This window comes from Cytophagia bacterium CHB2 (genome assembly GCA_030263535.1).
In the GTDB taxonomy this organism is placed as follows: Bacteria; Zhuqueibacterota; Zhuqueibacteria; order Zhuqueibacterales; family Zhuqueibacteraceae; genus Coneutiohabitans.
This window is the reverse complement of record SZPB01000079.1, coordinates 1-20,375: the sequence shown is the minus strand read 5'-3', so window position 1 is coordinate 20,375 and position 20,375 is coordinate 1. Positions and strand designations below refer to the sequence as shown.

15 protein-coding genes and 1 pseudogene are annotated in these 20,375 nt (G+C 52.7%); 6 read left to right on the top strand and 10 right to left on the bottom strand.

All coding sequences use genetic code 11. The features are described 5' to 3' along the window. The coding region (locus tag FBQ85_10120) for an ATP-binding protein (protein MDL1875503.1) at positions 1–2,088 on the top strand (2,088 nt) is incomplete at its 5' end. 20 nt (positions 2,089–2,108) lie between these two features. Here the strand turns inward: FBQ85_10120 and FBQ85_10115 are convergent. The 3 genes from FBQ85_10115 to FBQ85_10105 form a co-directional block, all read right to left on the bottom strand. Beyond that, positions 2,109–3,563 (bottom strand): sigma-54-dependent Fis family transcriptional regulator, encoded by a 1,455-nt coding sequence (locus FBQ85_10115; protein MDL1875502.1) that lies wholly within the window; start codon positions 3,561–3,563, stop codon positions 2,109–2,111. Then, a complete protein-coding gene (locus FBQ85_10110) occupies positions 3,550–5,043 on the bottom strand; it encodes a histidine kinase (protein MDL1875501.1) in 1,494 nt (497 codons plus the stop codon). Before FBQ85_10110 ends, FBQ85_10115 begins: the two co-directional genes overlap by 14 nt. A 399-nt stretch (positions 5,044–5,442) precedes the next feature. After that, positions 5,443–6,759, bottom strand: coding sequence for an extracellular solute-binding protein (locus FBQ85_10105; GenBank protein ID MDL1875500.1), 1,317 nt, complete (start codon positions 6,757–6,759; stop codon positions 5,443–5,445). A 496-nt stretch (positions 6,760–7,255) separates the two neighbouring features. On the opposite strand from FBQ85_10105, the gene FBQ85_10100 reads away from it, so the two are divergent. The 3 genes from FBQ85_10100 to FBQ85_10090 all read left to right on the top strand — a co-directional run bounded on the left by FBQ85_10100 (position 7,256) and on the right by FBQ85_10090 (position 8,655). After that, positions 7,256–7,510 carry a hypothetical protein gene (locus FBQ85_10100; GenBank protein ID MDL1875499.1) on the top strand — a complete coding sequence of 85 codons (255 nt, stop codon included), beginning with the start codon at positions 7,256–7,258 and terminating at the stop codon, positions 7,508–7,510. 8 nt (positions 7,511–7,518) lie between these two features. After that, positions 7,519–8,178 (top strand): HAD family phosphatase, encoded by a 660-nt coding sequence (locus FBQ85_10095; protein ID MDL1875498.1) that lies wholly within the window; start codon positions 7,519–7,521, stop codon positions 8,176–8,178. A 162-nt stretch (positions 8,179–8,340) separates the two neighbouring features. Beyond that, the gene (locus tag FBQ85_10090) at positions 8,341–8,655 is read left to right on the top strand and encodes a nucleotidyltransferase domain-containing protein (GenBank protein ID MDL1875497.1); all 315 of its coding nucleotides are present in this window, start codon (positions 8,341–8,343) and stop codon (positions 8,653–8,655) included. A 67-nt stretch (positions 8,656–8,722) separates the two neighbouring features. Here FBQ85_10090 and FBQ85_10085 read toward each other — a convergent pair whose 3' ends face one another. The 3 genes from FBQ85_10085 to FBQ85_10075 form a co-directional block, all read right to left on the bottom strand. Then, positions 8,723–10,135: a Gfo/Idh/MocA family oxidoreductase gene (locus FBQ85_10085; GenBank protein MDL1875496.1), complete on the bottom strand. Its 1,413-nt coding sequence runs from the start codon at positions 10,133–10,135 to the stop codon at positions 8,723–8,725. Between the two features lie 24 nt (positions 10,136–10,159). Further along, a complete protein-coding gene (locus FBQ85_10080; protein MDL1875495.1) occupies positions 10,160–11,248 on the bottom strand; it encodes a DUF1080 domain-containing protein in 1,089 nt (362 codons plus the stop codon). Positions 11,249–11,812: 564 nt separating this feature from the next. Continuing rightward, positions 11,813–13,012 carry a Gfo/Idh/MocA family oxidoreductase gene (locus FBQ85_10075; GenBank protein MDL1875494.1) on the bottom strand — a complete coding sequence of 400 codons (1,200 nt, stop codon included), beginning with the start codon at positions 13,010–13,012 and terminating at the stop codon, positions 11,813–11,815. A 216-nt stretch (positions 13,013–13,228) separates the two neighbouring features. Between FBQ85_10075 and FBQ85_10070 the strand changes: the two genes are divergently transcribed. After that, positions 13,229–14,131 (top strand): endonuclease/exonuclease/phosphatase family protein, encoded by a 903-nt coding sequence (locus FBQ85_10070; protein MDL1875493.1) that lies wholly within the window; start codon positions 13,229–13,231, stop codon positions 14,129–14,131. Between the two features lie 52 nt (positions 14,132–14,183). Continuing rightward, a complete protein-coding gene (locus FBQ85_10065; GenBank protein MDL1875492.1) occupies positions 14,184–15,179 on the top strand; it encodes a TIM barrel protein in 996 nt (331 codons plus the stop codon). Between the two features lie 67 nt (positions 15,180–15,246). Here FBQ85_10065 and FBQ85_10060 read toward each other — a convergent pair whose 3' ends face one another. The 4 genes and pseudogenes from FBQ85_10060 to FBQ85_10045 all read right to left on the bottom strand — a co-directional run bounded on the left by FBQ85_10060 (position 15,247) and on the right by FBQ85_10045 (position 19,785). Then, positions 15,247–16,218: an aldo/keto reductase gene (locus FBQ85_10060; protein MDL1875491.1), complete on the bottom strand. Its 972-nt coding sequence runs from the start codon at positions 16,216–16,218 to the stop codon at positions 15,247–15,249. 230 nt (positions 16,219–16,448) lie between these two features. Beyond that, positions 16,449–17,782 (bottom strand): annotated as a pseudogene (locus tag FBQ85_10055) (gluconate transporter). Positions 17,783–17,905: 123 nt separating this feature from the next. Continuing rightward, entirely contained in the window at positions 17,906–18,862 is a 957-nt protein-coding gene (locus FBQ85_10050) for an Rpn family recombination-promoting nuclease/putative transposase (GenBank protein MDL1875490.1), read from the bottom strand. Continuing rightward, positions 18,772–19,785: an SMP-30/gluconolactonase/LRE family protein gene (locus FBQ85_10045; GenBank protein MDL1875489.1), complete on the bottom strand. Its 1,014-nt coding sequence runs from the start codon at positions 19,783–19,785 to the stop codon at positions 18,772–18,774. The genes FBQ85_10050 and FBQ85_10045 overlap by 91 nt, the downstream gene beginning before the upstream one ends. Between the last annotated feature and the right edge of the window lie 590 nt (positions 19,786–20,375).

The following is a 20,375-nucleotide window of genomic DNA, read 5'->3' as shown; positions in this document are numbered from 1 at the left end:
GCCGTGGCGGACGATGCCGAGGTCGGCGGCGAGCGCGGCCGTCTGGCGCTCACGCGTCTGCGCAACGTCATCGGCCGCGTCGAGGCCTCCTGGCGGCCGGCCAGCGCCGAGGAAGGTTTCGAGATCGTGCGCCGGCGTCTGTTCGAGCCGCTGGTCGAGCAGACCCAGTTCGTGGCGCGCGATACCACGGCCCGCGCTTTCTATGATCTTTATCGCACGCAGAGCCAGGAATTCCCGCCCGAATGCCGTGAGGCGGATTACGAGAAACGACTCAAAGCTGCCTACCCAATTCACCCGGAGATTTTCGACCGCCTCTACAGCGACTGGTCGACACTGGTGAAGTTCCAGCGCACGCGCGGCGTGCTGCGACTCATGGCCGCGGTGATTCATTCGTTGTGGGAGAAGCAAGATCGCAACCCGCTCATCCTGCCGGCGAACATTGCCATCGACGATCCGCGCGTGCAATTCGAGCTGACGCGCTATCTTTCGGACAATTGGGTGCCGGTGATCGAGAGCGACGTGGACGGTCCGAACGCGCTGCCTTTGCGACTCGACCGCGAGGTTCCCAATCTCGGCAAATACGCGGCGTGCCGTCGCGTGGCGAGAACGATTTATCTGGGTTCGGCGCCAATGCCGACTGCCGCGAATCGCGGCCTCGAAGACCGGCGCATCAAGCTCGGCTGTGTGATGCCGGGCGAATCTCCCGCCATCTTCGGCGACGCGTTGCGGCGATTGAGCACAGCCGCGACTTATCTCTATCCCGATGGTTCGCGCTACTGGTATTCCACGCAACCCACGGTGACCAAGCTCGCCGAAGATCGCGCCGAACAACTCAAGCGCGACACCGACAAGGTGGTGCAGGAAATTGAAAAACGTTTGCGCGCCGATCTGCGCAAAACCGGCGAGTTCAAACGTGTGCATCCGGTGCCGCAGTCCAGCCAGGACGTGCCTGATGATATCGACGCGCGGCTGGTGGTGCTTGGCATCGATCATCCTTACAGCAAAGAGCCTGGCAACGCGGCTGAGCGAGCGGCCAAGGCGATCTTCGAGTCGCGCGGCAACACCCCGCGGCTTTTCCGCAACACGTTAGTGTTCTTGGCGGTGGATCAAACCCGGCTGCAAGATTTGGATGAGGCCGCACGCCGCTTTCTGGCCTGGCAATCGATTCTGGATGAGAAGGAGCAGCTCGATCTTTCACCGCATCAGGTCAAGCAAGCTGAAACGCAGAAGGCCTCCGCCGACAGCGCCGTGACAGCGCGACTGCCGGAAGCGTATCAATGGCTGCTCGTGCCCACGCAGAATTCGCCGCAAGCCAACATCGAGTGGCAGGCGATTCGGTTATCCGGATCAGACGCCCTCGCCGCGCGCGCGAGCAAAAAGCTTCGCAATGAAGAGCTGCTGGTGACCTCTCTTGCCGGCACGAGATTGCGCATGGAGCTGGACCGCGTGCCTTTATGGCGCGGAGATCACGTTGCCATCAAACAGTTGATCGATGACTTTGCCCGCTATCTTTACTTGCCGCGATTGAGCGAGGCCGGGGTTTTGATCGAAGCCATCCGCAACGGCTTGGCGCTACTGACGTGGGAGCAGGAGTCGTTTGCCTACGCCGACAGTTACGACGAAGCCGCGCAACGCTATCGCGGTTTGCGCTGCGGCCAACACGTTTCGATCACGGAAGGCGACCCCGGGATGCTTGTCCGTCCCGAGATTGCGCTCAAGCAAGCTGAAGCCGAACGGCCAAGTTCGCCAGTGGCAGCGGGAGGCACTGCCGTCTATCCCGAATCCATTTCTCCAGACATTCAGAAATTGAATGATGACAAAGGCAAAACTGTCACCGCGCTGCAGACCGTGGGTCTCAAACGTTTTCACGGCAGCGTCATTCTCGACCCCACGCGCGTTGGCCGTGACGCGGGACGCATCGCCGACGAAGTGATCGCGCATCTGGCCGGCTTGGTCGGCGCGAAAGTCAAAGTTACGCTGGAAATCGAGGCGGAGATTCCCACCGGCGCGCCGGAGAATGTCGTACGGATCGTTACCGAAAACAGCCGCACGTTGAAGTTTGTGAGCCAGGGGTTTGAGAGGGAGTAACTGATCAATACGCCCCCAATTCACTTGATCCCCAACCGCTTGCACATGCGATGATAATTGGGCGGGGCGAGCCCGAGAATGCGCGCGGCTTCGGCGTCAGAGCCGGCGCTTTCGCGCACGAAACGGAAATATTTTTCCTGCACCAGTTTTTCCATGTCCCGCCAGGGAATGATGCGCTCCTGACTCCACAACCCGCGGCTCGAAAGATCATCATGCGCGACATCGGGTTTGATGTTTAGCGCCGTCTTCACCTGCGGCAGTGTGATCGTCTCAGCGCGGCTAAGCAGCAGGCGTTGCAACACGTTTTGCAACTGCCTCACGTTGCCAGGCCAATCATAATGCCGCAAAAAGTGCGAAGCTTCATCATCCAAGCGCGGCGGTTCTTGATTCATTTGCGCGCTAAAAATTCCCAAGAAATGCTCGAGCAACACCGGAATATCCTCGCGCCGTTGCGCCAGCGGCGGAATGAAAATCGAAACCACATTCAAACGGTAATACAAATCCTCGCGGAAACGGCGTTCTTCAACTTCCTTTTCCAAATTCGTGTTGGTGGCCGCCATCACGCGCACATCAACCTCGATTTTTTCCGTGCGTCCGATTTTGTCGATCTCGCGTTCTTGAATCACGCGCAACAATTTGGATTGCGCGGACAAGGGCAGCTCGGTGATTTCATCAAGAAAAATCGAGCCGCCGATGGCCACCTCGAACAAGCCTTTCTTATTCGCGGTCGCGCCGGTGAATGAACCCTTTTCGAAGCCGAAAAGCTCGCTTTCAATGAGATGGTCCGGTAAACTGGCGCAGTTGATCGGCACAAAATTTTCGAGTTTTCTTTTGCTTAAATAATGAATGTTGGCGGCGACCAATTCCTTGCCCGTGCCCGAAGCGCCCAACACCAACACATTGGCATTGGTTTCGGCGCAACGCGCGATTTGCTCGCGCACGGATTCAATGGCAGGCGAGACGCCGATGATGCGTTTGCGCGCCAGAATGTCTTGCACATTTTTTTGCAGCTTGAGCGTGGTCACACGTTGCTCTTTGATGAGCTTTTTCTTCTCATAAGCATTGATGATGCTCAGCACGAAATCGGTGGGCTGGTAAATGTACTCTTCCACGTCGCCGGGATATTTCGTGCAATACCACATGGCCCCGGCTTCCAGCAGCTTGCTGGCAAAATGAAAATCTGAGATGTTCATCGTCATTTTGGTGATCACGATGATTTGTAGGGCCGGGTCGATCTCCTTGATCTTGCGGATGAGATTCTCGCCAATCAAGCCGCCGGAGATTTGAAAATCCATGATCACCACATCGATCTTGCCATGATCTTTGGCCAGCCGCGCCAGCGCTTGTTCGCCATCTGATACCACTTCCGAGATGCGCAAATGATCGGCAAACGGCCGCAGCGTGTTTTGCACGCGCCGCACGTCGTAGGCTTCGTCTTCAATCAACAGAATATTGATGTCTTCAGTGACTTTCATGAGGAATCGTCAAGGTAAATTGGCAGCCGCGCGCCGGCAGATTCGCAACTTCCAAATCCCAACCGCAGCGCTGCTTGGCAATTTCGTAAGCAAGATAACAGCCGTAGCCTGAGTTGTGCTCGTTTTCTTTGGTCGAGATGTTTTCCAAAAAAATGCGCTTGATGCCCGCGCTATTGGTGGCCAGCAGCGCGGGATCGATGCCCTTGCCATCATCGGCAATGGTCACGCGCGAGAATTTCTGTTCCGGATAATAACGCGTGTGTACGGTAATCGTGATGCGGCCGGCGCCGCTGTGCTCCATGCCGTTGCGCAACAACGGCTCGAGAATTTCCCACACCACGAATTCGTTGATCGGCACGCGCGGCAGGCGTTGATCCAGATCGAGCTGAAAATCGAATTTGTCCGACTGCGTGGCCACGCGCAGGCAAATATGCTGCACGATGAAGCGCAACACTTCATTGATGTCGGTTTTGAACAGGGGATTGCGAATCGCTTGCAGCGGCGGCTCGTAGGATTTCATATCGTAGATGGCGCGCGCCACGTAGTTGGCATATTTCGTGACGCGATATTTGACGTCGTCAATGCGTTCCGCTGAGATCGAACGCAAATCTTCCTTGATGAAGCCCATTACCTTTTCGGCTTTGTGATGTGTGTGATAAATGCGCTTGGCAAACTGCGCCTCTTTTTGAAAATGAATGCGTTCTTTAATCTGCTCTTCGCGTTCTTCAAACAAGAGTTTTTGCGCCTCGTCGCGCTCGCGCACGGTGTGCGAAGAGACGTACAGCATCGCCACCAGTCCAAAGAAAATCATGCCCATGAACACCAGGCTCGACTGCGTGTGACTGGCAATGATCTCGCGCGTCACAAAGGCAAAGTCCGGCGTGTTTTTAATGTAAACCGCGCCGGCATACTCGCCTTTGGGCACGAACGGCGCAAATACGTGAAACGTTTGCCGGCCTTCCAGAATGCTGTGAATTTGTTCGGTGGCCATCAACTGCTGCCGCAGCTTTTGGTAGGAATGAACCGCCTCGGCATGCGGCAAATCCGCGCGCGGCAGCGCCCGGCTGTTTTCAAAAAAATAGTTGTACAAAACCGCGCCGTCGTCGATGGCCACGATCTCGTCCCCGTACGAGACCAGCACGCAGGCTTCATCGATGTTGCGCGTCAAGAGCTGTTGGCTGAAAATGATGTTCAGCGCCTGCAAGATTTTTTGCCGCCCTTCCGCGCTTTGCACGCGCGCTTCTGAAGCGTTTTCCAGCAACAGCTCCAGCGAAGTGGCGGCGAGATGCGCGATTTGCTCGGCAGAATCGCGCTGATACCACGCCTGCGTTTGATTGAGAAACTCGCGCAACGCGTTTTTTTGCACGAACGAAATCACGATTTGAAAGGCAATAACAATGATGAAGAGCAGCAGGATGTGCTTCAATTCAAAATGGTAGCGGCGTAATTTTTGGACGAAGGGATGTTCTCGCAGCTTCATAAGCCGGCTCGGGTTGGGTAGGTATTCAAAAGAGTCATGTTGCTGTTACTCTCGGAATGTCATTCAGACTTCGGCGTGAGCTCAGTCGAACGCAAGAATCCTGTGAAGTATTCAGCTCGATTCCAATGTGCAACGTGGTTCCTATGAAAGGCTAACGCTTTGCTGCATACTTCACATGATCCTGCTGCTGCGGGATGACAGGCACGAGGTAACGGCGGATTAAGATAGCTACGCCAGATTTCAGACAAGCTGAAAACCGCAGCCCCTGGGGCGGCTCCAATGGATGGATTAACGCCAACGGATAAAGCTTTTTGTCTTTTCATCAGTTGGTCTTAATCTATGCGTTGGTGATAAGAATTTGGAATTTTATTCTAGCTTTGACTTCCTGCCCCACCTATTTCAATTAACCAAAACTTTCTCTGAGCGAATCGCTTCCTGCGCGCTTTGCAGGGCTTGCTCAGGCGGTAGCTCCAGCTTAATCGCTTTCTTGATGTAGAAAGAAAGAATATCCGAAATTTTGGTGTATTCCACCAGGGCCGGCCGGTGCGTGCCCTGCTCCAAAAGCTGATGCAGATACGGCAGCTCCGGTTGCGAGGCAAAATAAGCTTGATCTTCATACACCCGCCGGTTGGCCGGTAGATATCCCATTTCTTCATACATCATCTGTTGCATTTCCTTGCTGGTAATGAAGCGTAGAAATTTGAGCGCTTGCTCTTTTTTCTCCGAATCTTTCGAGATCATCAAATTCCAACCGCCAAAAATGGAAGTGGGGGCAGCGCCCTCAAAATGCGGCAGCGCCGCCACGCCGATGTTATCGATTTTCTCGCGAAAATTGGCACGGTAACCTTGCAAATTTCCCGGCCAGCCGCGAAAGAAAATGGCATCCTGCGCAAGCGCGTACTCATACACTTCGATTTCTTTATACTCGGTGACGAGCGGCGGCGTCACGCGATATTGATTGACCAGATTCACCAACAAACGCAAGGCGCGCAGCGCCGGCAGTGTGTTCAAGCGCAACGAGTCTCCGGCAAACAAGGGCGCGCCCTGACTGTTGGTGGCTTCAACGAAGCTGCACACCAGGCCTTCATAATTATCTGCCGGAAAAAGATAAAAAGGATGTTGCGCCAGTTCCGGACGCCGGCTGAGGTGAACAAATTCTTCCCAGGTGACGGAGGCTTGCAGCTTTTTTTCGATGGCAGGATAATCCGGCAGTTTTTGCAAAATATCTTTGCGATAGTACATCAAACCGATGTCGATATAAAAAGGAACGCTGACCAGAACGCTATCGAAATAGCAGGATTCCAGAGCATAGGGCAGGAAATCGCTGCGTTCGGCCGCGGTAAAATGCGGCGAAAGCGGCTCGGCCCATTTGACGAAACGCGGCACCCAAACCAAATCCACCGCAAACACGTCAATGCGCGTGGTTTTGCTGCGGAACGAGCGCGTGAGAAGCTGTTTGCGCTCGTTGGTGCTGAATTTGTTGAACGGCAAATCCACTGGCACCACTTCGATTTCGCCGCGATATTTTTCATTGAAGCGTTCGATCAGTTTGCGATGCGCCGCAGAGATGTTGTCGGCAAAGTGAATGCGGGTGACCGTGTCGTCGCCGTCTTCAGAGGGATCGGCGGGGGCAAGCACCAGAACGAAAAGCGCCAGGCAGGCAATCAAAACGGAGATGATGAAGAGATTGGTTACGGTGAAAAGCCTTGACAGCATACCACGTCCTCACAAGTTGCGTTGCATTTGCAGGAGAAGCTACGCAAACGCGGCTAAATTGCAATGCTTTTTTTGGCGGGAGGGCGGCAGCTTTTTCGGTTTTGGCAGCGATGGCATGCCGCTCTGGTAAGCGCCTGGGCCAACATTTTTAACAGGCAGGAATCTAATGCCGCGGGGTGTTCTGACCCAGGCAAGATAACACCCATTTTCATTCTTGCTCTTCCGGAAAATTTTGTTAGATTGCCGTCTCTAAAATTTGGGATTCCCGCTCAACGTGAGGGCGTTTGCTCAAGCCTCTCAATGCCGCGAGGCTGTGCGGCATTTCAATAGCGTGTTTCCCGCCGGGTATCCTTTCACCCTCAGCGATAATTTTGCTCTGCCGCCGCGAATGGAAACACACAACTGTTGGACATGAGGCCCGCGCCGCAGGCATGATTCCCAAAACGCCAGAGATGCCGGAAACCGGAATTTGCTTCGTCACAATCTTGGAGTCCATGTGAACTATATTACTCTCATCGGCCTGGCTGCGGCCGCACTCACGACGACATCTTTTATTCCACAGTTGATCAAAAGTTGGAAGGCGCGATCGGCGAAAGACTTGTCCTTGGGCATGTTCGTAATTTTTGGCAGCGGCGTTTTCTTGTGGTTGATTTATGGCATTCTCATCAACGATGCCCCGGTCATTATTAGCAATGCGATTACGCTGGTCTTGGCATTGACCATCCTGGCGTTGAAATTAAAGCACGGGTAGAATTTTTGATGATGGACATTTTAATAAATGGAGTCCAGGCTGTTCTGTTTGATCTTGACGGCGTGATTGTCGATTCCGAGCCGTTGCACGTTAAAGCCTTGGACTTGACCTGCCGGCATTTTGGGTTTGAGTTGTTGCCGGAAGACATCGTGCGGTTTAAAGGCGTCACGGAGAAACAAGCGGCCCGCTATTTTTTTAATGGCAGCGAGCAGGCAGCATCGAAAATCGAGGAGTTTATTGCTTTCAAAAGCAGGCTCTATACGAAGAGCATCGTGCAGGAACTGGAATTAATCGAAGGCGCGGTTGATTTCATAAATTTCTGTCGCGCTTCGGGCTGGCGCATCGGTTTAACCACGTCAGCCTTGCCGGAAAATGTTGAAAGTGTTTTGCAAAAATTTCAGCTCGCCACTTGTTTCGAGGCCATTGTGTCCGGCGGCGAAGTCACGCATAGCAAACCTCATCCCGAGCCTTATCTCAAGACGGCGAAAAAACTCGATATCGAACCGCAGCACTGTCTGGTCATCGAGGATTCCATCAATGGCGTGCGCTCGGGAAAATCCGCCGGCTGCCGGGTGATCGGAATTACGACAACATTCGCGGCCGACGAGCTTCACGCCGCCGGCGCGGATTTGGTGGTGAATTCATTTGCCGATATTCGCCCGTCGTGAAATCTTGTTTGAAATTGAAGAGCCTATTTTTATATTTGTTCTCGAAATCGCCACAAAAAGCAAATGTCTGTTGAAGAGAGAAGAGTATGAATCAAAAGAAATTTGATGGCACCAACGTTTCGACACAGCAATTCTATAAATATTTAATGAGTGAATACAAAAATGGCTTTTGGGCTGACCGAAAGAGACCAAAAAAACATCCTGCGCGCGCTGCATGAGTTTCCCGCGATCGAAAAAGCGATCATTTTCGGATCTCGCGCGATGGGTAACAACAAGAAAAGCTCGGACGTCGATCTCGCCATTGTGGGTAAAGATTTCACGCCACCAATGGCTGTCCGGCTGCGTGTTTTGCTCAATCAAGAGCTGCCGTTGCCTTATTTTTTTGACGTCGTCAAGTATGAGAGCATAACCAACGACGACTTGAAACGGCACATCGACGAGCATGGAGCAGTTTTTTTCTCATCGGATGCGCAATAGCCGTTCTCCCGGATGAGATCCTGCATTTGCCCGCAGATGCAAGCTTGCCGCCGCCGGCGAACCGCCGTCATGATGCGGCCATCATCTTTTCCGCATCCCAGGCGATCACCCTTTTTTCGAGATAGCTAGTATTGGTCAGCACCGCCGGCGCCGCCGCGCGCAAGCCGAAAACCGCATCTTCAATCACGCTTGTGTTGGTGCGTATGGCGTTGAAGAAATTGTGGAAATGATCCAACCGCTCATCGTAGCCTCTCGGCGCTTTGAATTCCGTGACACCCTCGAGCTGCGGTTTTAGCGCAGCACCGGCCATGTTCGCGCGATATTGCTCTCTAAATTTTTCCTGCATCTCCTGAGAAAACGTACGCACGGAGTTGTAGCCTTCCACTAGATCTTCCATGCTCTCGCGATAACGGTTGCGGCGAATCACCTTCACACTATCCCCGTCCAAAATCATTGTGCCCTCGCTGCCGATGAAGCGCGTGCCGGTTTCGCCTTCGCTGCCGTCGATGAAATTCGTGGACAGCGCGAGTGTAAACGCGGGGTGATGTTCGGATTCGGTATAATCGTACAGGCCCGAAATCACATCAGGCACGTCGCGTCCATCTTTCCAAAAGCGCAAGCCGCCGGCCGCCATGATTTGCGCCGGCCCTTTCGCGCCGATGACGTGATGGATGCCCGAGAACAGGTGCACGAACAAATCGCCCGGAATGCCGGTGCCGTAATCCATGTAATTGCGCCATCTAAAAAAGCGAATGGGATCGAACGGCCGATTCGGTGCTTTGCCTTGAAAACGTTCCCAATCAATGGTCGCCGGCGAAGCATCTGGCGGAAGCGAGTATTGCCAGGCGCCCACTGCGGAATTGCGCCTCCAACTCGCATTAACCATGTTCAATTCTCCAATCGCGCCGGCATTGAAAAGTTCTTTGGCTTTGTCGTACACCAAGGAACTCACCGATTGGCTGCCGACCTCTAGCACCTTTTTCGTTTTACGCTGTGCCGCGACGACGTCGAGTCCCTCGGCTGCGTGTTGCACCATGGGTTTTTCGCAATACACATGCTTGCCGGCATTCATGGCGTCGATTGCCATTTGCGCATGCCAATGATCGGAGGTTGCGATGATGACGGCATCGATGTCCGGGCGATTCAGAATTTCTTGATAGTCACGCGTGGTCGCCACGTCTTTACCAAAAATCTCCTGCGTGCGAATGCGGCGGCCATCGTATAAATCCGCTGCGGCCACGAATTCGACCCCCGGCACTTGCAATGCCGTTTCAGTGTCGATAAAACCGATAATGCCCATGCCAATGGTGGCGAGGCGGATTTTATCGCTGGGCGCGACGGGTTTGTCGGCAAATTCTTTCATGGGAATTTCCTCGAAGGTAGTCGATAAGAGGCCGGGAACCGCAGTTGCGGCAAATGCTGATGCGGCGCCACACTGCTTTAAGAAATCTCGGCGAGAATAACTTTTAGCGGTTTGCATAGAATCGTCCTCCGTGAAATTGCGTCATTTTGTGGCGAGCTTTTTCGCCGCATATTCACTGCCTCCCATGCGAAACACAAAGCTTTTGGGCCGGCCTTTTTTATCCAATTCGAATTCCAAATCACCCGCGGTTTTTGCCATGGTGAATTTGCGGTCCGAGAGGGCGACGATTTCCAGCCAGCGCGAGCCGGAAAAATTCGCCAGCATCTTTTCGCCTTCGCGCTTGAGATTGAAATGCCAATTGGGATTCACTTCGTACTTGCCCACGTAGCGGTCAAGAACCTCGGGCGCAAGAGTGATTGCGTCCGCGATTTTCCCCGAGGGCGGACGCAGGTCGAGAGGCTCGGGCAACTCGCGCAGCCAAATGTTGCGGTAGCGCACCGGACTGCCGTGATCTTGCAACGAAATGGGAAGCTTGTCCGCGTGCGCGGCATACGCATCAAATTCCATCCAGTTCGTTGGCCCCCAGAGCGCGACGTTATCCTGCACCAAAATGCCGTTGTGCAAAACCGTCATGCGCGCCGGCTGCAACAGTGCGCCGTCATTGCCAAAACGCGGGCGGCGAAAGATGATGTCATAACTTTGCCACTCGCCCGGCGGCCGGCAAGCGTTGGCGAGCGGCGGATATTGGCCGTAAATCGCAGCAGCCTGGCCGTCGGCGTAGGTTTCGCTTTGGTATGAATCGAGCACTTGCACTTCGTACAATCCCATCAAATAAACGCCGCTGTTGCCTTGATTTTGCCCGCCATCTAGCTCGCGCGTCGGCGCGGCCCACTCGATATGCAATTGCACATCGCCAAAGCCGGCTTTGGTGCGAATGTCGCCGCCGCCCTTGGAAATTTCCATATAACCATTTTCCACTTTCCATTTTGCCGGCTCGCCTTTGGCGTCGCTCCATTGCGCCAGATCTTTTCCAGCGAACAAAATTATCGCATCGGAAGGCGGGAGGGAAGCCACAACGTTTTTGTCCGGCGTCACCACCGGCGGGCGCGGCCGGGTGATGTCGTGGGTTTTCCATTGCGATTGCGCAACAACCGTGCTGGCGATGAGCATAACGACCGCGATGAAAATCAATGGGAGGGAGGGCATAAGAGTTTTGATTTGGTTGAACATGATAAGGTCTCCGTTATGTTTATATTCGTGATCGTGCCGTCTTTTTTGAAACCGCCCGAGCGATTAGTCATGGAGCATGCACATGCTCGATAAACGGCCTAAACAAGTTTTTCAGATAAGCTGAAAACCTGGGTCTTCGGGCAGCAAAAAATTTTCCAACGGATTGAAACAACCCAACTGATAAAGGGCTTTTCATCCGCTGGGTTGTTTCAATCCGCTGGAGAAAAGTTAGAATTTTATTCAAAGTTCGAAAACCTGATCGCCTACTCCGATTTGCAGACAAGCTGCAAATCAAAGCTTCTGCGAAGCAACAAAAAACTATTTGGTGAATCTCGGTGTCTTCGGCGACCATCGGCGATAAAGCTTTTCCACCGAAATGCACCGAAATCAACAAGCATCGCCGAAAAACCTTTGGCAGGATGATTTATCGGCAGAATTATATCAAATCGTTCTGCCGACAAATTATCCTGCCGTAAGCTTTCAGAATTTTATTCTAACTTTGAAAAGCTAATCGCTTGATCTTTCATCACAATCGCCCGGGCAGCAGTGTTTTGGGATGGCGCTTTATTTTATCACATTTGTGATCGTTCCGCTTTGTTTGTCCTTCAAGATATACTTCGTCACCCCGTCAGGCATGCGCTCGCGCTTGATCAAAATCTGGCCTTCGAATTCCTGGGCCGGCGCTTTGATTTTTTCAACGTTGTTTGCGCCTGGCCAGTCGCGCAGTTCGACCGGCTCCCATTTCTTTGTGCGCGCGGATTTGTAGCATGCATCGAGAATGGCGTTGACGACATAGCCGTCGTAGAATGTTTCGCGCGGCGCCTGATGCTTGTCCCAGGCGTCAAACATGTCGGTAAACATGTGCGCGTAACCCAGCTCGTTCACCTCATCACCCACCGGAAAAAGCCAGCCGCTTTCGCGCTCGGATTTTTCGGCAACGTAGCCGCCGCTTTCGCCGCTGGTAAACATTTCAAAACCGGTGCGCAGAAAATGATTGAGCCAGAGCGTGCCTTGCGTGCCTGACACTTCGTCGCGCAAATCCATGCCCCCGCGAAACGCCCAGCTCACCTCGAATTGCCCGACCGCGCCAGTGGCGAATTTGATCAACCCGATGCCATGATCTTCCGCCGCAATCGGATGCACCAACGTATCCGCCCAACACATCACCTCCACCGGACGAATATCTTTCCCGATGTAATGGCGAATGATCTCGATGCAGTGACAGGCAAGATCGATCATTGCGCCGCCGCCGGCTTCGTTGGCATCCCAAAACCAGGCGCTGTGCGGCCCGGGATGCGTCTCACGCGAGCGCGCCCACAAAATCTGTCCCAGTGCTCCTTTCTTAATGGAATCGAGCGACTTCAACATTTTTGGAGTATAAACCAAATCTTCGAGATAACCGTGAAATACGCCGGCTTGTTCAACTAGCGCAAGCATGCGCTGCGCTTCTGTGGCGTTGCGGCCAAGAGGTTTAGTGCAGAGAATCGCTTTACCGGCTTGTGCAGCCAGGCTCACAGCTTCTTCGTGGAGATGATTGGGCAGGCCGATCACCACGCAATCGGTTTCAGGATCGTTGATAGCCTCGGCGAGGCTGGTGGTGTGTTTGGGAATGTTCCAATCTGCGGCAAACTGTTGCGCCCGCACTGCGCTGCGGGAATAAACCGTGTGTACACGATCACGCTTGCGCTGGCCGTGCAACGTCATGGTGTAAAACATGCCGATCAAACCCGTGCCCAACATGGTGATCCGGTGGGATTGTTCCATAACCTGCTCCTTCCGCTAAGGTTCTCGAAGAAACCGGGGTGATCGCGCTGATCGATGATGAAAATTTCGTCATATCATGATAGCGATCTTGGAGAATAATGCAAATCTTTTTTCGGCACGCGACGAGGTTTAATTTTACTTCGACATTTGCAACTGCGCCTTTCTGTTTTTATATTTCGTCAACAAAAATTGCTGCACACTCTGCCGGAATCCGATATGCAAACTTACTCTCGATCATTGATTTTTAGCGGGGCATTTTTTCTTCTCGTTTCGTGCAACACCGCGCCAGCACCTACTCCGACCAATTCCCTCAATGTGATGAGTTTCAATATTCGCTTTAATAATCCCAATGACGGCGAGAATGCCTGGCCCCATCGCAAGGCCTTGGTGGCCAACACCATACAATTTCACCGCGCCGATCTTGTCGGCGTACAGGAAGCGCTGAAAGAGCAATTGGATGATTTGAGCGCGTTGCTGCCGGAATTCGCCTGGCTCGGCGTAGGCCGCGACGATGGCAAAGAGCAGGGCGAGTATTCCGCCATTCTTTATCGCAAAGATCGTTTCGAAGTTTTGCAACAAATCACATTTTGGCTATCTGAGGAACCGGAACAACCTGGCAGTGTGGGGTGGGATGCTGCGATCACGCGTGTCGTCACGTGGGCAAAATTCCAGGACAAGCGCGACGCCAAGGTCTTCTTCTTATTCAATACGCATTTTGATCACGTCGGCCAACGCGCGCGTGAAGAAAGCGCAAAACTTTTGTTGCGCCAGATACAAAATGTGGCGGGCTCCGAGCCGGTAATCGTGACCGGAGATTTCAACGCGACCGCGTCGAACCTGGTTTATGAGATTTTGGTGGGAGACGCGGTGGAGCAGGATTCTCTGACGCCAGCGCATGGTTTGATAAATGCGCGCGATATCTCCATGTTGCCGCATTACGGCCCGGATTGGACCTTTCACGATTTTGGCCGCGCGACCGAGCGCCCGGGCATTGATTACATCTTTGTCAATCATCGTCTCAACGTTTTACGGCATGGCATTATTGCGGATCCCGCCGGCGGGCCATACACCTCTGATCATCTTCCCGTGCTGGCTGAGGTTGTCATACAAAAAAAATGACGGGATGCAATTCATCGGTTGTGTTTAATTTTTCTGTGAGGAGGATTACCGTATGTTGAAACGTCGAGATTTTTTAAAGCAATCGGTGCAGCTTGCCGGAGGCCTTGGCTTGGTCGGATGGTCTGGTCAAATTTTATTGGGATGCACGAACTCAGGCTCCGAAGGCGAACAAAAAGCCGCAGGCATGTCAAGCGTGGCCTCGCCGTTGTACAAAATTTCACTGGCGGAATGGTCGCTGCACAAAACGATTTTTGCCGGGCAATTGGATCATCTTGATTTTGCCAAGGCTGCAAAAAATGATTACGGCATCGAGGCGGTCGAATTCGTCAACGTGTTTTTCAAGGACAAGGCGAAAGACGCGGGTTATCTGCGCGAACTGTTGACGCGCGCGCAGGGGGAAGGCGTGCGCATCCTACTCATTATGTGTGATGGTGAAGGCCGGCTCGGCGATCCCGATGAGCAAAAGCGCATGGAAGCGGTGGAAAATCATTACAAATGGATTGAAGCCGCGAAATATTTCGGCTGCCACTCCATTCGCGTGAACGCCGCGAGTGAAGGCAGTTTTGAAGAGCAGCAAAAACTGGCGGCTGAAGGCCTGCGCCGGTTGACCGAATTCGGCGCACAAAACGAGATGAACGTCATTGTCGAAAATCACGGCGGGCTATCGAGCAACGGTGAATGGCTGGCAGGGGTGATGAAAATGGTCGATCATCCGCGCTGCGGCACACTGCCGGATTTTGGAAATTTTTGTGTGAGACGCGAAGATAACTCGTGGGAAAAGCCTTGCGCGGACATGTATGATCGCTACAAAGGCGTGCAAGAGTTGATGCCCTTTGCCAAAGCCGTGAGCGCGAAATCAAACGAATTCGACGAGGCCGGCAATGAGGTGCAAACGGATTACAGGCGTATGTTGAAGATTGTCATCGATGCCGGTTACAATGGTTATATCGGCATTGAATACGAAGGCACTACGCTCAGCGAGCCTGACGGCATTCACGCGACAAAGAATTTACTCCTGCGTGTGCATGAAGAGCTGGCAAAGGCATAACGTCTCATTTTTGAGGATAGCCTGTTCCGCTGAAATCAAGGCGAAGAACAGGCTATCCCAATGAATTTCATTGCGACCATTTTGTTGGTTTGCGATCCCACCGATGTTTTCCCAATTCCTTGACGAGAGCAGCCGGCAACGGGCCGGCCGCGCTCGCAGCGAGATTCGCTTCCACATGTTTGATTTTGCGCATACCGGGAATGATGGCACTGACGGCAGGCTCGGCTAAAATAAACCGCAACGCCATCTCCGGCATGGTCATGCCGGCAGGAATAAGCGGCTGCAAGGCTTGGGCGCGGTCCACGCTGGCGTGCAGATTTTCTTTCACAAAATAAGTATTGCGCCAATCGCCTGCCGGCCAGCGGCTCTCTTTGGTCAAGGTTCCGGTCAACGTGCCTTCGTCAAACGGCACGCGTGCGATGACGGCGACCTCATGCTTTCGGCATGCCGGAAAAAGTTCGTCTTGCGGATTCTGATCGAAGATGTTGTAGATGACTTGCACCGCATCGATGGCCCCGCTTTCCACCGTCTTCACGCCGTTCCACGGCTCCCAGCGGTTGAGACTAATGCCAATGGCGTGAATCAAGCCCTGCCGTTTGAGGTCTGTTAGTTTGTGCAACCAGCGATCATCGTTGAGCCAGAGATCTTCCCAGGTGTGGAATTGCATCAAATCAAAGGAATTCAAACCGGCATTTTGCAAGCTGCTTTCAACATAGTGCCGGATATGGTCGGGCGGATAGCAATCATCGAGGGAATATTCGCGCCGGCTGGGCCATTTGAGATTCTTGGGAGGAATTTTCGTGGCGGTGTAGAGTTTGTGTTCCGGGTTGGCGCGCACGAGTCGGCCGAGCAGGCCTTCACTTTTTCCCGCGCCATAAGCCCATGCTGTGTCGAAGAAATTGCAGCCCAACTCCACCGCGCGTTGCAGGCTTTGTATCGACTCTTGATCATCCGAACCCGTCCATCCTCCCATGCCCCACATGCCATAACCAATCTCGCTAACCTGCCAATTGGTACGGCCAAAGCGTCTATAGTTCATGTTGCGCTCCCATCGAAATGAGTTAAAAACGCGCACAGCAAAAAATCAGATGAAATCATGCAAAGCAGAAAGAATGAAGCTGAGTTATCGAAATTGCAAGCTTTGCCAGAAGCTTTCCGGTGTTGCAGAATTTTTGTGATCGAGTTGTTGGGCTTATGTTTTAAGAAAAATGTTGTTGATTCGTTGGCGATGTCAGGCAATGCCAATATCTAATCAGAACGCGGCGGCGGTTACGCCACAAACAAGGATATCGCAAAAACCATTGCGAATCCCACCACTGCAATCAAGGTCGAGGTTATCGTCCAGGAACGCAGGGTCTCTTTCTCGCTCAAACCAAAATAGCGATTGACCAGCCAAAAGCCGGAGTCGTTCACATGCGAGGCGATGGAAGCGCCGGCGGCAATCGCGATCACCATCAAACCCAAAATTGCGCCCTGCAACTCCAACGTTGCCACGATGGGAGACATGATGCCGGCGGCGGTGATCATTGCCACCGTGGCCGAGCCTTGCGCAATGCGGATAATGGCGGCCGCGAGAAAAGCCAGTAACAGCGGCGGCAAGCCAGAGGCGGACATCATCTCGCCTAAAACCTTGCCCACACCGGAGTCAATCAAAATTTGTTTGAATACACCGCCGGCGCCGGTGACGAGAATAATGATGCCCGCCGGCTCCAGCGCCTTGGTCGCCAGACTCTGCACCTCCTCTGATGAAAATCCCCGCCGGGTGCCGAAAATGTAAAAAGCCAGCAGCGTTGCAATAAGTAGAGCAACGAACGGATGGCCGGCGAATGCCAGAATTTCGCGCAAGATACCTTCGTCCAGCGCCGCGCTCGAGATGGTATTCAGTAGTATCAAAAACAATGGAATGAAAATAATGCCCGCGACGGCGCCCAACCCGGGCAAATCTTTTTCGCGATCATGTATTGGGCTTTGCAAATCAAAATAATCCGGTACGTTAACGTGAATGCGTTTGGCAAGATATTTGGCGAAAAGAGGGCCTGCGATGATCATTGCGGGAATGCCGGCAAGAAGGCCGAAGAGAATCACCCAGCCGAGATCGGCATGCAACAACTCAGCAACTGCGATCGGCCCGGGCGTGGGAGGAACGAACGAGTGCGTTACCGCGAGTCCCGCGAGCAAAGGAATGCCATAATACAGCAGGGAATGCCCGGTTTTGCGCGTGAGTCCGTGCACGAGCGGCACGATGAGGATAAATCCGACGTCGAAGAAAATCGGAATCGACACAATGAAGCCGGTCAACGCCAACGCCCATTGCGCGTGAGATTCTCCGAATTTTTCCAGCAGGCCGCGTGCGAGGCGTTCGATGCCGCCGGAAATTTCCAGCATGCGGCCGAACATGGCGCCTAAGCCAACGACGACGGCCACAAACCCCAACGTATCCCCCATGCCTTTTTTAATGGAATCCAAAATGGTATTCAAGGGCATGCCCGCCGCGACGCCACCAGCAAACTCACGAGCAAAAGCGCGGTGAATGCCTGCAGCTTGAGGCGAATGACAAGAAAGAGGAGAAACAGAATACCGGCGAGGGCAACGACTAAGGGCATGGCATCTCCGCAGTAGGCGGCGCGATGTGCGCAAGATGGAGTTATCCGTGTTGCAGCGCTTTCAGGCGCTAATCCTGTTCGGGATTTTTGCCGGCGCAACAGAATTGTGGCGAGGATGTGAAACTAATTTTTGTGGCCGGGCAATTCCTTGCTCAGCGCGCGAACCTCCTTCTTGGAAAGGCCGGTGACTTCAGCGACCAGATCGACACTCATTTTTTTGCGCAACAGCGATTTGGCGATTTCGCGCGCCTTGTTTTGCGCAATCTTCGGCGCAAGCTCTTGTTCAATTTTCGGCGTAAGCTCTTGCTCGATCTTCGGCGTAAGCTCTTGCTCAACCTCCTCGGCGATCTCTTGATAGGCGCGCGATTTTTTGATGTTGGAAAATAAAGGCTCTGTCATTTTCTTTATCTCCTTTAACGAGAGTTGGGGAAGCTTATCCATCAATAAACTGACCAGCATTGGGACGACCTTTTCTAGATCATCAGCTTGAGGAAACTGGTCGGGTAACTGGCGAACAATTTTGCGAACCGTCGACGCGACGTTCTGCTCTGAATCTAATATGATCTGAACCAAACTCAAAGGGAATTTTTCTAAATGTTTTTTGGGCAAACGTTTCAGATAAAGCCGCTGCAGCCTGCCGCTCACAAAAAACTCTTGAAAATGCTGATGAACGCCGGGATTTGCCGTCTCTCGCGGAAAGAGCACAACCGCCCGCCAGTTGTTAAGCGGGCGATATTGCCGCAAATACAAAAATATCTCACCGAAAAGACGGGCGTAAAAGTCGTTTTCTTTCTTGAATTGCGTCTCGACGAAATAAATCGGATCGTCTTTCGTCTTTGGCAGAAAAAGGCCGTCGAAACGAAAGGCTTGCTCCTTCACCTCGATGGAAGTGAATTTGTACCTTTTGGCCTTGCGCGGATCTTCCCCGATCAACGTGAACAACGCGCCGGGAAACTCGCGAAAAAAGCGATTAAAAAATGAGTCGGTTTTCACATTTTCCCCTTTGTGCTCAACGTTATCCGGCAAAGATACATATCCGCCGTGATATACAATACCGAGCCATCGTCGCCAAACGCGCAATTCGAAGTCGCCTCGCCGGTTGCGATTGTGCCCAAATGCTCGCCTTTCGGGCTGAGAATGATCACTCCGCCCGGCCCGGTGGCGAAGAGATTGCCGGATTCATCAACGGACAAGCCGTCCGGCAATCCTTTTTTACGCTGCTTCACCCACGGCGTGGCATCGAACAAAATTCTGCCATCTGAAATCGTGCCGTCCTCTTTTACGTTGAATGCCATCCAAATAGCTTTGTCCGGATCGGATTGGGCAACGTAAAGAGTTTTTTCATCCGGCGAGAAAGCAATGCCATTGGGATACGTCAGTTCCTTGGTCAACAGGGTCAGCTCACCCTCTTTTGATAAACGATAAACGCCGTTGAACGGCAACTCCTTTTTGGGGTTTTGGTTCAAGCCGGCCAGGCCATACGGCGGATCCGTGAAATAAAAATCGCCGTTGGATTTGAACACGCCGTCATTCGGGCTGTTCAAGCGTTTGCCTGCAAAACGATCGGCTAAAACTTTTTTGGTAAAATTCTGTGTGTTGAGTTGGCTGATGCAGCGATTGCCGTGATCACACATTACCAGCTTGCCGGCGGGACTCAAGTTCAATCCGTTCGCGCCCAGCTCAAAGCCGGGCGGATCCTCACCAACATATCCCGCGGGCCGCAAATAAACGCTGATCCCCTCGCCTTGTTTCCATTTATAAATTGTGTTCTTGGGAATATCGGTGAAAACCAGCGCCTGTTCCTGCGGCAACCAGAGCGGGCCTTCGGTCCACTCAAAGCCCTCGGCAAGCTTTTCCAGTTTGGCGTTCGCCGGGATTAAATGGTTGATGCGAGGATCAACACGATGAATCTCGCCGAAAGATTGCGAGGCAACAGGCATGGTTTTTCCAATCAAGAAGATCGTAAAAAAGAAAAATATCCGGGCGGCTCCCATGTGTTTCATCCTCCTTTTAGAAATGATTGTCTTCGTAATCTAAACCTAGCAATTTGAGGTGATCGCATTGTTCAAGTCATCGATCCATTCGAGTATCGTAACTTCCGCAATCCGCAATCATCAATCCAGAATTGGTTGCGCAGCGTCGCTAGTACTGCAACGTTAAGTTCGAGATTTCCCCGTACTTTTGTCAATGTCAGGAGGAATCTTGTGATGTACTGGGTTCGCAGCCGGATCGCGCCGTTTTCCCAATACTTCACACCTGAATTTTGCACCATGTCTGACCGAATCCGTGATGAGCGCGGGCTTGATCAAGATGTCAATTTACGAATTGGGTGAGGCACAAAAAATTTTGCACGAGAACTTGCCGGCAACTCCGAAGGAGTGAAATGGTTATAGTCATGCGCGCACGCCGTTTCTACAAACTCCGAAAGGAGTGACATGTTCTTTTCATCGAAAGCGCAGGGTTTAAAATCGAACCCGTGCAACATTTCACTCCATCGGAGTTTTGAAGGGTGGTGGGGCGGATTTTACTATAAACATTCCACCGCTTCGCGGTTTGTTTAAGACGATTATCGATTCTTTCTTGTCATATCTCA

What these genes read in the sequence shown, in the direction of transcription:
- FBQ85_10115 (MDL1875502.1), bottom strand. Translation starts at nt 3,563, where the DNA reads ATGAAAGTCACTGAAGACATCAATATTCTGTTGATTGAAGACGAAGCC.
- FBQ85_10110 (MDL1875501.1), bottom strand. Translation starts at nt 5,043, where the DNA reads ATGAAGCTGCGAGAACATCCCTTCGTCCAAAAATTACGCCGCTACCAT.
- FBQ85_10105 (MDL1875500.1), bottom strand. Translation starts at nt 6,759, where the DNA reads ATGCTGTCAAGGCTTTTCACCGTAACCAATCTCTTCATCATCTCCGTT.
- FBQ85_10095 (MDL1875498.1), top strand. Translation starts at nt 7,519, where the DNA reads ATGATGGACATTTTAATAAATGGAGTCCAGGCTGTTCTGTTTGATCTT.
- FBQ85_10090 (MDL1875497.1), top strand. Translation starts at nt 8,341, where the DNA reads ATGGCTTTTGGGCTGACCGAAAGAGACCAAAAAAACATCCTGCGCGCG.
- FBQ85_10085 (MDL1875496.1), bottom strand. Translation starts at nt 10,135, where the DNA reads ATGCAAACCGCTAAAAGTTATTCTCGCCGAGATTTCTTAAAGCAGTGT.
- FBQ85_10080 (MDL1875495.1), bottom strand. Translation starts at nt 11,248, where the DNA reads ATGTTCAACCAAATCAAAACTCTTATGCCCTCCCTCCCATTGATTTTC.
- FBQ85_10075 (MDL1875494.1), bottom strand. Translation starts at nt 13,012, where the DNA reads ATGGAACAATCCCACCGGATCACCATGTTGGGCACGGGTTTGATCGGC.
- FBQ85_10070 (MDL1875493.1), top strand. Translation starts at nt 13,229, where the DNA reads ATGCAAACTTACTCTCGATCATTGATTTTTAGCGGGGCATTTTTTCTT.
- FBQ85_10065 (MDL1875492.1), top strand. Translation starts at nt 14,184, where the DNA reads ATGTTGAAACGTCGAGATTTTTTAAAGCAATCGGTGCAGCTTGCCGGA.
- FBQ85_10060 (MDL1875491.1), bottom strand. Translation starts at nt 16,218, where the DNA reads ATGAACTATAGACGCTTTGGCCGTACCAATTGGCAGGTTAGCGAGATT.
- FBQ85_10045 (MDL1875489.1), bottom strand. Translation starts at nt 19,785, where the DNA reads ATGAAACACATGGGAGCCGCCCGGATATTTTTCTTTTTTACGATCTTC.